General features: G+C 72.0%; 10 protein-coding genes. 2 read left to right on the top strand and 8 right to left on the bottom strand.

Features of this window, described 5'->3' with window-relative positions:
* Positions 1-149: 149 nt before the first annotated feature.
* From eno to FB047_RS00030, 5 genes are all read right to left on the bottom strand, one after another.
* Complete coding sequence (gene eno / locus FB047_RS00050; protein ID WP_058624329.1) at positions 150-1,430, bottom strand: phosphopyruvate hydratase; 1,281 nt, start codon at positions 1,428-1,430, stop codon at positions 150-152.
* 62 nt (positions 1,431-1,492) lie between these two features.
* Positions 1,493-2,245, bottom strand: coding sequence for an O-methyltransferase (locus FB047_RS00045; RefSeq protein ID WP_136585230.1), 753 nt, complete (start codon positions 2,243-2,245; stop codon positions 1,493-1,495).
* 31 nt (positions 2,246-2,276) lie between these two features.
* The gene (locus FB047_RS00040) at positions 2,277-3,068 is read right to left on the bottom strand and encodes a cytochrome c oxidase assembly protein (RefSeq protein WP_167494105.1); all 792 of its coding nucleotides are present in this window, start codon (positions 3,066-3,068) and stop codon (positions 2,277-2,279) included.
* A gap of 179 nt (positions 3,069-3,247) precedes the next feature.
* Positions 3,248-4,063: an SGNH/GDSL hydrolase family protein gene (locus tag FB047_RS00035; protein ID WP_136585228.1), complete on the bottom strand. Its 816-nt coding sequence runs from the start codon at positions 4,061-4,063 to the stop codon at positions 3,248-3,250.
* Between the two features lie 114 nt (positions 4,064-4,177).
* Positions 4,178-5,623, bottom strand: coding sequence for an MFS transporter (locus FB047_RS00030; protein WP_136585227.1), 1,446 nt, complete (start codon positions 5,621-5,623; stop codon positions 4,178-4,180).
* 122 nt (positions 5,624-5,745) lie between these two features.
* Between FB047_RS00030 and FB047_RS00025 the strand changes: the two genes are divergently transcribed.
* Entirely contained in the window at positions 5,746-6,603 is an 858-nt protein-coding gene (locus FB047_RS00025) for a helix-turn-helix transcriptional regulator (RefSeq protein ID WP_136585226.1), read from the top strand.
* Between the two features lie 64 nt (positions 6,604-6,667).
* Here FB047_RS00025 and hisS read toward each other — a convergent pair whose 3' ends face one another.
* Both hisS and FB047_RS00015 read right to left on the bottom strand, forming a co-directional pair.
* Positions 6,668-7,915, bottom strand: coding sequence for a histidine--tRNA ligase (gene hisS, locus FB047_RS00020; RefSeq protein ID WP_240752542.1), 1,248 nt, complete (start codon positions 7,913-7,915; stop codon positions 6,668-6,670).
* A gap of 181 nt (positions 7,916-8,096) precedes the next feature.
* Positions 8,097-8,702, bottom strand: coding sequence for a nucleoside triphosphate pyrophosphohydrolase (locus FB047_RS00015; RefSeq protein ID WP_136585819.1), 606 nt, complete (start codon positions 8,700-8,702; stop codon positions 8,097-8,099).
* Positions 8,703-9,132: 430 nt separating this feature from the next.
* On the opposite strand from FB047_RS00015, the gene FB047_RS00010 reads away from it, so the two are divergent.
* Positions 9,133-11,805: a phosphoenolpyruvate carboxylase gene (locus FB047_RS00010; RefSeq protein ID WP_136585224.1), complete on the top strand. Its 2,673-nt coding sequence runs from the start codon at positions 9,133-9,135 to the stop codon at positions 11,803-11,805.
* A 236-nt stretch (positions 11,806-12,041) separates the two neighbouring features.
* On the opposite strand, the gene FB047_RS00005 is transcribed toward FB047_RS00010, so the two are convergent.
* A complete protein-coding gene (locus FB047_RS00005) occupies positions 12,042-12,641 on the bottom strand; it encodes a gamma carbonic anhydrase family protein (protein WP_136585223.1) in 600 nt (199 codons plus the stop codon).
* Between the last annotated feature and the right edge of the window lie 164 nt (positions 12,642-12,805).

The raw sequence follows: 12,805 nt of genomic DNA, 5'->3' as shown, positions 1-12,805 counted from the left end.
GTGCACCCGGCACCGGACCGGAGGCGAGTCTACGTCGCGCACCTCGGCGTTCCGGGAGGGCCACGCCGCGTCGACGGGGGAACCGCCCGCGCCCGGGAAAGACGGAGGAGGGGGAGCCCGCAGGCTCCCCCTCCTCGTGTCTCAGACGCTCAGCCCTTGAAACGGGGGAACGCCGAGCGGCCCGCGAAGACCGCGGCGTCGCCGAGGTCCTCCTCGATGCGGAGCAGCTGGTTGTACTTCGCGACGCGCTCGCTGCGCGCGGGGGCACCGGTCTTGATCTGACCCGCGTTGACGGCGACGGCGAGGTCGGCGATCGTGGTGTCCTCGGTCTCGCCCGAGCGGTGCGACAGCATCGAGGTGTAGCCCGAGCGGGTCGCCAGCGAGATCGCGTCGAGCGTCTCCGACAGCGTGCCGATCTGGTTGACCTTCACGAGAAGCGAGTTGGCGACGCCGAGGTCGATGCCCTGCTGCAGGCGCTTGGGGTTGGTGACGAACAGGTCGTCGCCGACGAGCTGCACCTTGGAACCGATGGCATCCGTCAGCTTCTTCCAGCCGTCCCAGTCGTCCTCGGCGAGGGCGTCCTCGATCGTGACGATCGGGAAGTTCGCGACGAGGTCGGCGAAGTAGTCGACGAGCGTGTCGACGCTCCACTCCTTGCCCTCGACGGTGTAGACGCCGTCCTTGTAGAACTCGGTGGCGGCGACGTCGAGGCCCACGGCGATGTCCTTGCCGGGGGTGAAGCCGGCCTTCTCGATCGCGCGGATGAGGAAGTCGAGGCCCTCGCGGTTGCTGGGCAGGTCGGGGGCGAAGCCGCCCTCGTCGCCCAGACCGGTGTTGTAGCCGGCCGACTTCAGCTCGCCCTTGAGGACGTGGTAGACCTCGGTGCCCCATCGCAGCGACTCGCCGTAGGTGTCGGCGCCGATGGGGGCGAGGAAGAACTCCTGGAAGTCGATGCCGTTGTCGGCGTGCTCGCCGCCGTTGATGACGTTGAACAGGGGAACGGGCAGCAGGTGCGCGTTCGGGCCGCCGAGGTAGCGGAACAGGGGCAGGTCGGCGCTGTCGGCGGCGGCCTTCGCGACGGCGAGCGAGACGCCCAGGATCGCGTTCGCACCGGTGCGCGACTTGTTGTCGGTGCCGTCGGTCTCGATGAGGATCTCGTCGATGATGCGCTGCTCGCTGGCCTCGACGCCCTCGATGGCGGGGCCGAGCTCGTCGACGACCGCGGCGACCGCCTTGAGCACGCCCTTGCCGCCGTAGCGGCTCTTGTCACCGTCGCGCAGCTCGTAGGCCTCGAACGCGCCGGTGGACGCGCCGGAGGGGACGGCCGCCCGCTGGACGATTCCGTCGTCGAGGAGCACCTCCACCTCGACGGTCGGGTTACCGCGCGAATCCAGGATCTCGCGCGCGTTGACAGCCTCGATAAGTGCCACGAAGGACTCCTCGTTGGTTCTTGGGTGGAAGAGGGCGGAGCGTCGTCGGTCCGTCATCGAGTCTAGTGACCCCGCCCGCCGACCGTGGGGACGGATGCCGCCGACGCCGTCCCGCGGGCGTCGTCGCGGTCCGGAGGGTCGGCGGACTCAGGGGCGGGCGCGTCGGTCACGATCGCCACGGCCACCCCGTCCCACCCCTTGCGGTCGAGCGTCTGCAGCGCCGAGGCGTCGAAACGCGGATCCTCGCCGAGCATCAGGATGCCGCGGCGCGCGCCCTGCACCTTGGCATCCGCGGTCCCGGCATCGGCGACCTCTCCCCCGCGCACGACGTTGTCGAGCACGACGACCGTGCCGGGGCGACCGAGACGCGCGGCCCAGTCGAGGTAGATCTCGTTCGACTCCTTGTCGGCGTCGACGAAGACGAGGTCGAAGGGCGCGCCCCCGTCGAGGGTCGGCAGCACCTCGGTGCCGCGTCCGAGCAGGATGTCGACGCGATCGGCGACGCCTGCCCGCTCCAGGTTCTCGCGCGCGACGGCGGCGTGGGCGGGTTCGGCCTCGATGGTGACCACGCGCCCGCCCTCGCCCACCGCGCGGGCGAACCAGATCGTGGAGTACCCGGCAAGCGTGCCGATCTCGAGGATGCGGCGAGCGCCGGCGATGCGCGCGAGCAGGTGGAGGAACTTCGCGTTCACCGGCGCGACCTCGATGGCGGGCATGCCGGCCTCGTGCTGCGCCCTCAGCGCGGCGTCGAGGGCGGCGTCGGCTCCGACGAGGGTGTCGGTCAGGAAGGCGTCGACGTCATCGTGGGTGGGCACTCTTCCACAGTGCCGGGCCGGCGCCGGCGGGTCAACGCTCGCCGCGCAGGTGCGCGCGGGTCATCTCGTCGTACTCCTCGTCGGAGAGGTCGTCGAAGCCCTTCGCCTCGACGCGGTCCGATCGCATCCATCGGATCATGAGGATGACGAGGATCGGCACGTCGGCGAACTCGGCGATGAACCAGATCATGTCGCCGGCGAGGTGCTGGTCGTGCAGCGGCGAGGGCCACCAGGCCGCCGCCTGGGCGGCATCCGGGATCAGATCCAGCACGGAGTCGTTCAAGCGCAGGAGCAGCCCCGGCACGGAGTCGATGAGCAGCTCGACGAAGGCGAGGAGGAACTCGATCGCGATGAAGGTCCCGGTGTGCACGGCGCCCAACGCCATCATCGGCAGCACCATCGCGAGTCCCACGAGGGGGACGATCACGCCGAGCGAGGCCTCGACGACGGGATCGACGCGCAGGATGCCGGCCAGCGGGGTAAGGAAGAGGCAGAACACCGCGGCGATGACGATGGTGGCGACCATCGCGTTGCCGAAGACCCGGGTCACGCGCGACGCGAGGACGCGCTCGCGCACCCGCGCGGGGACGAGATCGAGGGGGCGCCCCGCGGCGATGCCCGCGGGTACCGCGAAGATGAGCAGGGCGATCCGGGTCGAGAACGCCCAGCGCAGGTCGGCCGAGAAGGTCCCCAGGAAGCCGAGCTCGATCACGGCGTAGGGCAGCAGGCCGAGGGCGAAGAAGCCGATCGTGCGGCGCAGCGGCCAGGGCTCCCCTCGGCGTCGCACGCGCCGCACGCCGAGAAGATAGGCGACGGATGCCACGAAGATCGCGCCGAGGGCGATCGGATCGGCGCGCCAGGTGCTGAGGAAGAAGTCGATGGGAGGCGTGGCGGAAGAGTACGACCGCGGGCTATGGGTCTGCCGAGCGCGAGCGGAACTCCTGACTTCCCTGAAGCGAGCCGCACGATTCCGGGAGCGTCACCGCGAAAAGCGACGAGATCTCAGGAGTTCGGCTCGGTCCGCGACGTGACCGCGTCCACGTCGAGCGCCGCGAGAACCGCGGGCAGAAGGGCCTCGGCGGTCCGGCGGTAGCCGAGGGCGCTCGGGTGGAAGCGGTCGACGCTGAACATCTCGTCCGGGCGTTCCGCGAACACCGGCCCGACCGCGCGGGCCAGAGCGACGACCCGGCCGTCGGCGCGGTGCACCGCACTCCCCTGCGCCGCGGCCAGCTGGCGGGACGAGCGCGCGGCCAGCGCACGGAGCGGTTGCGGGATCGCCCGCAGCGTGCCGAGGTCGGGGCAGGTGCCCACCACGACCGGGATGCCGTCCGCCCTGAGGGCGCGCACGACGTCGGCGAGCTGCTCCGCGGCGCGTGCGGCGGGGATGCGGTGCGTCACGTCGTTGCCCCCGACGACGATCACCGCGATGTCGGCGCGGTACCCCGCGGGCAGTGATTCGAGCTGCGCGGCGAGGGCGGAGGTCTCCGATCCGACCACCGCGGCGGTGCGCAGCCGCACGGGGCGTCCCGCCGTGCGCGCGACACCCTTGGCCAGGCGCGCGCCGAGCGTGTCGCGGCGGTGCCCCGCGCCCAGACCCGCGGCGATCGAGTCGCCCAGCAGCAGCAGATCGACCGGCCGCCCCGGATGCTTCTTGCGCCGCCACACGCGGTCGGCGTCGAGCGCCTGCTCGCCGAGCGGTTTGCCGATACGGCGGCGCGCGACGGCCGCCTGCCGGGTGAGCAGGGTCCGCGCCCCCATCGCTCCCGCGCCGAGGAGCGCGAGCGCGGAGGCGAAGGTCACGGTGACCGGACGACGCATGCTCCGATGAGACCGGCCCGCGGTGAACGCCGGGTGGACGTGCCGTGACGCCGCGGCGACGGCGCCCTCCCGGCATCCTGTGTCCTCCGGATGCCGCGAACCCGGCGTCGCGCCTCAGACCCTGTCGCTGCGGGCACTGCGCGCCCGCAGGACCACCGCGAGGACGAGCACGGCGACGGCCAATCCGATGTCGAGGGCGAGGCCGGCGAGGAGTTCGTCGCGGCCTGCTGCTCCCGTGAAGGTCACGATGCCGCCGATGACGATCACGCCGAACGACAGCGCGAGCTGCTGCGCGGTGCTGAACATCCCGCCCGACAGGCCCGCGGCCTCGACCGGCACCTCTCGCACGACGAGCTGCGTGAGCGGCGAGAAGATCAGCGCCTGCCCGATCCCCAGCACGATGAGCGCGGGCTGCAGCCACAGCCCGATCCCGCTCCCCCACGCGAGGCCCAGGGTCGCCGCCATCCCCAGCAGCGCGACGATCTGCAGCGAGACGCCGAGCACGAGCGTCGCGTCGCCGAGTCGACTCTGCACGCGCGCCACCGCGAGCGACATGCCCGCGAACACGACGGCGAAGGGCAGCAGGGCAAGGCCCGCCTGCAGGGAGCTCAGCCCGCCGGCCTCCACGGCACGCGGGAAGACGTACAGCAGCGCCGAGTACCCCGCGAAGAAGAGCGCCGCGGCCACCAGCCCGAGCTGCAGGGGGCGCAGGCGCAGAACGCTCGGCGGGAGCAGCGGGACGCGTCCCGAACGCTCGATCCCGTTCTGGTGCCGCCACATCGCGATCAGGGCGACCGCCGCGACGACCAGGGCCACGGCGACGGGCCAGGACCAGTTCCACACGGGCCCGAAGGTGAGGGCGACGGAGGCGGCGAGGATGCCGACGGCGAGCGCCGCGGTACCGATGAGGTCGATCGCCACCACCTCGTGCGAGCGGGAGCGCGGCGCGAGCGGGGCGAAAGCGATGGCGCCCACCGCGATCAGGGCGACGACGACGAACACCGCCCGCCATCCTTCGACCGGTCCGAACGACAGCGCGGCGAGGGCCCCTCCCGCCACCTGGCCGACGGCGGCGCCGATCCCGCCGCTCGCTCCGAACGCCGCGATGGCGCGGGTGCGCGCGGCTCCCCGCGAGGTGGCCTGGATGGTGCCGAGCACTTGCGGGGTGCACAGCGCCGCCCCGACGCCCTGCACGACGCGCGCCGCGATGAGCGTCTCGATCGAGGGGGCGAGGGCGCACGCGATCGCCGAGACCAGGAAGAGCCCCATCCCGAGCGTGTACAGGCGGTGCCGGCCGAAGCGGTCCCCGAGTCGACCGCCCAGGATCAGCAGGACCGCGAACGGGATGCCGTAGCCGGCGATGACGAGTTCGAGCGCGACGTCGCCCGCCCCGAACCGTTCGCGCAGCGTCGGGAGGATCACCGTGACGGCGTTGAAGGCGAACGTGCCGGCCCCGGGCCCGAGCAGGAATCCCACGTACCGCCACGTGGGGACGTCGGCGACATCGGGGCGGATCGGTACCGGGGCGCTCCCGGTCGCGGGGTGTGCGGAGGTGGTCATGGTGCCAGCATCCGGGGACGACGATCCTGGTACCAGGAGCCCCTTCATCCTGGTACCGAGAGCACTCCCTCCGCGGCGAGCGGAGGCCGCGGTGCGCTCTAGGATCGCCGGAGGAGGATGCCATGACCCGGTCCGACGACACCCGCGCGGAGTTCGCGGGCTTCCTGCGCAGCCGTCGCGCGCGACTGCGTCCCGCCGACGTGGGCCTTCCCGACGGCACCCGGCGCCGCGTCGCGGGACTGCGGCGCGAAGAGGTCGCCCAGCTCGCCGGAGTCGGACTCACCTGGTACACGTGGCTCGAACAGGGACGCCCGATCGCCGCATCGGCCCAGGTCGTCACGGCGATCGCCCGGGCCCTGCTGCTCAGCGACGACGAGCGCGACCACCTCTTCGCCCTCGCCGATCTCCCGTTGCCCGACCGGGCCGCGCGCATGTGCGTCGGGCAGACCCACCTCGACCTGCTCGAGAAGCTCCTTCCCTACCCCGCCGCCGTGCAGACCTCGAGATTCGACATCCGCGCCTACAACCGCTCGTACCGCTTCCTGTTCGACGACCTCGACGAGATGCCCGACGAGCGACGCAACTGCGCCGTGCTGCTGTTCACCGATTCCGCCTGGCAGCACGCGCACGTCGACCTCGACCACGCGCAGCGGCGGATCGCGGCCCGCCTGCGCGCGGCCTACGGCCGCCACCACGAGGAGCCGTCGTGGCAGCGCTTCATCGGCGAGCTCGAGGCGATGTCGCCGCGCTTCGGCGACCTCTGGCGCCTGGGCGACGTGGGCGGGGAGCGCAACGCGGCCAAGCACCTCGTGCACGCCCGCGTCGGCGAGCTGCACCTCGAGATGTCCAGCCTCTGGATCGACGAGGGCCTCGGGTCACGCGTGGTGTGGTTCTCGCCGCGTGACGCCGCCACCGCGGCGCGCCTGGAACGTCTCGCCGCCGAGAGCCCCGCCGAGTCCGCCGTCAGCACCGCCGCCTGAGGGTCCGTCCCGCGCGACCGTGCCGCCGGCGAAGCAGCGCCGAGCGCGCGAGGACGGATCGACCTCAGTGGAGCGGCTTGATCTCCAGGGTGTCGATCGTGGTGTCGGTTCCGACCGACGCGAACGAGGTGTACCCGTCCGCCGCCGAGCGCTCCAGCAGCGCCTTCATGTTCTTCGCCCGCTGCTCCACGCGCACACGCGCGCCCTCGCCGACGAGTCCCGCCTTGAGCGCGAGGAGACGGTCCAGCCGCACGTCGCGATCGTGCACGAGCACCACCGACCGCTCGCCGTCGGCATCCGCGTCGGGCAGAAGGTCGACGATGCGCTCGAAGCCGATCGAGAATCCGACCGCCGGAACCTGCTGGCCGAGGAAGCGTCCGATCATGCCGTCGTACCGTCCGCCGCCGCCGAGCGAGTAGTCGACGCTCGGGTGGGCGAGTTCGAAGATCGTGCCGGTGTAGTACCCCATTCCGCGCACGAGGAAGGGGTCGAACACGAGCGGCGCGTCCGCCCCGCGCGCGGCCGCGACGGTCTCGCCGAGCGCGACGAGGTGGGAGATGACCTCGTCCGGGATGCCGGCGGGCAGGGCCGCGCGGATGCCGGCGTCGTCGAAGGAGGGGGTGGCGGCGGGCCGGTCGAGGTACGCCGCGAGGGCGTCGACCGCCGCGGCATCCGCCCCGCGGTCCCGCAGCTCGGCGACGACACCCGAGGGGCCGACCTTGTCGAGCTTGTCGATCGTGATGAGCACCCCCGGGCGCTCGTCGGACGCGAAGCCGAACACGTCGAGCATGGCATCGAGCACGCGGCGGTCGTTCACCCGAATCGACCCGCCCTCGAGCCCGAGCGTGTCGAGCACGTCGAGGCTCGCGATCATCAACTCCGCCTCGGCGCGGGAGGTCGCATCGCCGATGATGTCGATGTCGCACTGCAGGAACTGGCGGTACCGGCCCTTCTGCGGACGCTCGGCCCGCCAGACCGGCGCCATCTGGATCGCACGGAACACCGTGGGCAGCTGCGCCCGGTTCGAGGCGTAGAAACGCGCGAGGGGAACCGTGAGGTCGTAGCGCAGGCCGAGGTCGGCGAGGGCGGCCGGGTCGTCCGCGGCGGCGCGGATGCCCTCGGCATCCATCCCCCGCTTCAGGATGCTGAACGACAGCTTCTCGTTGTCGCCGCCGAGACCGGCGTGCAGGCGCCCGTACTCCTCCATGACCGGGGTCTCGATCTCGTCGAACCCGTGCGCGCGGTAGCGCTCGCGGATGACGGCGAGCACGCGCTCGCGACGGGCCTTGTCAGCGGGGAGGAAGTCGCGCATGCCGCGCGGCGGGTTCACGGATGCCACGTCCCCATTCTTCCAGGATCGGCCGGCGCCCCCGCGCGGCGGGTGCACCCACCCCGCGCGAGATCACACGTTCGGCGCGAGATCACGCGGTACGGCAGCGGCGCAACGTGCGACCTCGCGCCGATCGTGTGATCTCGCGGAGCCGGCCGAGCGCTCAGCCGGCGGCGGTCTCGGCGGCGCGCACGTCGGCGCCGAGGGTGCGCAGGCGCTCGCGCAGGGCGCGCTCGGCGTCCCACCCCCGCGAGCGGGCGAACTGCACGAGCGTCAGCAGGGCGTCTCCCAACTCGGCCTCGGACTCGGGATCCGCGAGGTGATGAGTGGGCGCACGCACCCCGACCTGCTCCGCCTTGCCGATCACCTTCTGCGCGAGGGCGAGCGAGGGCATGTGGTCGCTGACCCCGTCGAGCACGCTCGTGCGCTCGCGCTTCTCGGCGGCCTTCGCGGCGTTCCAGTGCACGAGCACCTCTTCGGGGGTGGATGCCACGGCCCCCGCGAACACGTGCGGATGCCGCCGCACCATCTTCTCGGTGAGCCCGCGCGCGACGTCGTCGATGTCGAACGGGTCGTCGGGGTCTCCGGCCGCGATCTCGGCGTGGAACAGCACCTGCCAGAGCAGGTCGCCGAGCTCCTCGCGGAGGTCGGCGCGCGTGCCCGCCTCGACGGCGTCGATCACCTCGGCGCTCTCCTCCACGAGGTAGGGGACGAGATCGCGATGGTCGATCCGCTGGGTCCAGACGCAGCGCTCCCGCACCACGCGCATGGTCTCGGCGGCTTCCCTCAACGCGTCCTCGGTCACGGTGTCTCCCTCCCCGGCGGCGGCGCCGCTGTCCCGAGTATCCCCCGCGGGCTCGGTCCCGGGAATGCGACACAGCGGGTCCCCCCTCGGCGACCGCGCGCCTCGCGAGTCCGAGAAGACACCGGATGCCGCCCTCCCCCGCCGCGGTCGACGCACCGCCTCACCTCGGAGGCGGAGCCCGCCACCGTCGCTCCTCCTCCCGGCGCGGCACCCCACGCCCCCGCGACGGCCCGGATACACGACGCAGGACTTTTCCGCGCCGCTCCGGCAGGGCCGGTCGAATCTCGCCGCGCCCTGCCTGCGCGCCGGAGAAATTCCTGCGCACGGGACCGGAGGACGGCGGGACGCCTCCCGCGTCATCTGCACGACACGCGACGCCGATAATCTGGGGCGTGTGCGTGAACTGACCCCGACTGAGGCCATCGACCTCGTGGGCCGCTTCGAAGCGGGCCAGGAGCTCCCCGAGCAGATGCGCGCCGACGTGCGCCTGCTCGGATCGCTCCTCGGCCGTGTGCTTCAAGAGAGCGGCTCCCCAGGACTGTACGACGACGTCGAGCGCCTGCGCTCGGCGACGATCCAGGCTTACACCGACGAGACGCCCGAGGCGTTCGAGCGGGCTGCGGCCATCGCCGACGGCTTCTCGATCGAGCGCGCCGACGAGGTCGCCCGTGCGTTCACGGCGTACTTCCACCTCGTCAACCTCGTCGAGGAGCACCAGCGCGTGCGCGTCCTGCGCGAGCGCGGCGACCGTCCCTCGCACTCGGGCACGCCCGACACCATCGCCGCGGCCTACGAGCGCCTCTCCAGCGAGGTCGGCGAAGAGACGGCTCTCGCGCGCCTGCAGGCCCTGCGGTTCCACCCCGTCTTCACCGCTCACCCGACCGAGGCGCGCCGCCGCGCGATCTCCACCAGCATCCGCCGCCTGTCCGAGCTCCTCGCCGAGCACGACGACGCCGCCGGCAACGACGCGAACGCGCGACGCGCCGAGCGCCGCATGCTCGAAGAGATCGACACCCTGTGGCGCACCGCCCCCCTGCGCCGTGAGAAGCCGTCACCGGTCGACGAGGTGCGATCGGTCATGGCTGTCTTCGACGAGACCCTCTACACGGCCGTTCCGCGCGTCTATCGCCGCATCGACGATATCCTGCAGGGCGAGAACGCCGGCGCCCGCGCCCCGATCGTGAAGCCCTTCGTGCGCGTGGGATCGTGGGTCGGCGGCGACCGCGACGGCAACCCGTTCGTCACGGCATCCGTCACCCGCAAGGCCGCCGCGATCGCCAGCGAGCACGTGCTCCTCGGCCTCGAGCGCACCACGCAGCGCGTGGGTCGCGGATTGACCCTGGATGCCGAGACCACGCCGCCCAGCGACGCTCTGCTGTCGCTGTGGCACCGCCTGCGCGCGGCCGACGAAGACGCGGCCGCCGAGATCGCGGAGCGCTCGCCCGACGAGCCGCACCGCCGGATCCTGCTGCTGCTGGCCCGCAAGATCGCTGCGACGCGGACGCGTAACGCCGACCTCGCCTATCGCGACCCGGAGCACCTGCTCGCCGACCTGCGCACCGTGCAGGATTCGCTGGTCGCGGCGGGAGCCGCGCGCCAGGCCTATGGCGCGCTGCAGCGACTGGTGTGGCAGGTCGAGACCTACGGCTTCCACCTCACCGAGCTCGAGGTGCGTCAGCACTCCGCCGTGCACCGCAAGGTCCTCGACGAGCTGCGCGCGGGCGGTGCCCGCAGCGAGCAGACCGAAGAGGTGCTCGAGGTCTTCCGCTCGGTCGCCTACGTGCAGGAGCGCTTCGGTCCTCGCGCCGCGGGCCGCTACATCGTGTCGTTCACGCAGTCGGCCGAAGACCTCGCGAACGTGCACGAGCTCGCCGCATACGCGATGGGCCCCGGTGAGACCCTCCCGGTCCTCGACGTCATCCCGCTGTTCGAGACGTTCGCCGACCTGCAGGCCGCTCCCGGCATCCTCGCCGAGATCGTCACCCACCCCTCGTTCGTCAGCCGACTGGATGCCACGGGCCGTCGCCTCGAGGTGATGCTGGGCTACTCGGACTCGTCGAAGGACGTCGGCCCCGTCGCCGCCAACCTCGCCCTGTACGAGGCCCAGGCGAAGATCTCCACGTGGGCGCAGAACGAGCGCATCGAACTCACGCTCTTCCACGGTCGCGGCGGGGCACTGGGACGCGGCGGCGGACCCGCCAACTCCGCGATCCTCGCGCAGCCCCCGCACTCCGTCGACGGGCGCTTCAAGCTCACCGAGCAGGGTGAGGTCATCTTCGCCCGCTACGGCGACCCCGACATCGCGATGCGCCACATCGACCAGGTCGCGGCTGCGGTGCTCACGGCATCCTCTCCCTCGATCGAGCGCCGCAACCGCGGGGCCGCCGAGGCCTTCGCCGACGTCGCGCAGAAGATGGACGTGGCCTCGCGCGAGCGGTTCTTCGCGCTCGTGAAGGCGCCGGGCTTCGCGCCGTGGTTCGCCACGGTCACGCCGATGGAGGAGCTCGGGCACCTCGCGCTCGGGTCGCGACCCGCTCGCCGGGGCCTCTCGGTCGAGTCGCTCGAAGACCTCCGCGCTATCCCGTGGGTGTTCTCGTGGACGCAGGCCCGCATCAACCTCGCCGGTTGGTTCGGCCTGGGGACCGCTCTCGACGCGGTCGGCGACGAGCAGCGCCTGCGCGACGCCTATGAGCAGTGGCCGCTGTTCCGTACAATGATCGACAACGTCGCGATGAGCCTGGCGAAGGCCGATGAGCGCATCGCCCGCCGGTATCTCGCCCTCGGCGATCGCGATGACCTCGCCCAGCTCGTGATGGACGAGATGCTGCTCACCCGCTCCTGGGTCCAGCGCATCACCGGCGGAGACCTGCTCGGCAACAAGCCCATCCTCCAGCGCGCGGTGAAGATGCGCAGCCCCTACGTCGACGCGCTGTCGCTCCTGCAGCTCCGCGCCCTGCGCGCACTTCGCGACGCGGACGCCGAGAACCCGACTCCGGATGCCGAGCACCAGCGCCTGCTGCTGCTCTCGGTCAGCGGTGTCGCAGCTGGACTGCAGAACACCGGCTGAGCGGCATCCGTCCGATTGCCCGAGCGCCGGCTCCCCCGCGGGGGCCGGCGCTCCGTCGTGTTCGCGGTGGCTCGTCGGCGTGACGGCGACCGTCGTGCGGAGTCGGGCTCCGACACGCCCGGGTCTGCGCCTCGCGCGGGGTCTCACGGGCCTCGAGTCCGCACGACGGAGCGGAATCGCCACGCACCGCTGCGCCGCCGGCGCGATCGAGGCGGCGGATCAGTCGAGGCGGCGGATCAGTCGAGGCGGCGGTCGGCGGCGTGGCGGGCGAGGCTGCGACCGTATCGCTCGGTGAGCTGCACCATGAGGTCGGGCGTCTCGCGATCGAGACCGAACACGTAGCCCGGGAAGTCCAGCTCCTTCTGCGCCGCCCAGATCTCCTCGTGGCGATCCGGCGGCAGGATCCGAAGAGGATCGCCCACCGCCACCCACGAGATCAGCACGATCGTCTCCGGAGGCAGGACGGTTCGCACGTGGACGACGGCATTGATCCGGACTTCGCTGCCAGCACCGATCTCGGCGCCGTTGAACACCCGCGTGCCCGTCGCGAGGAACACCTCCTCCCCGACGTCAGCTCCCGCGATGCTCGCCATCGGACCGATCAGCGTGTGCGAGCCGATGTGCACCGCGTGCGTCGAACTGGCGCGCACGAGGGCGTTCTCCATGACGATGGTGTTCTCCCCCAGGTTGATGGGGGTCCCCTCGGCGGTGATGACCGCCCCGTGGAGGATCTGACAGCCGCGACCCACGGTCACGTCGCCGCTGATGACCGCCGTCGGCGCGACCACGGCGTCAGGGTGGATCCGTGGTTCCGATCCCAGATGAGCGAAGAGCATAGCGCGGCGCGTCCTTCCCGTCGGTGGACGTCAGCGTAGTCGCCGGGCCGACGGGCCGCGAGGCATCGCGGTCGGGGTACGACGAAGCGCCGGCACGCGCCCCCATCGAACGTATGGGGGGCGTGCCGGCGCCGTTCACCCCCCACGGATGGGGGTGTCGTGAA

Source organism: Microbacterium hydrothermale (genome assembly GCF_004854025.1).
Classification (GTDB): Bacteria; Actinomycetota; Actinomycetes; order Actinomycetales; family Microbacteriaceae; genus Microbacterium; species Microbacterium hydrothermale.
The sequence above is the reverse complement of the archived record's forward strand: the minus strand, read 5'-3'. Positions and strand labels throughout refer to the sequence as shown.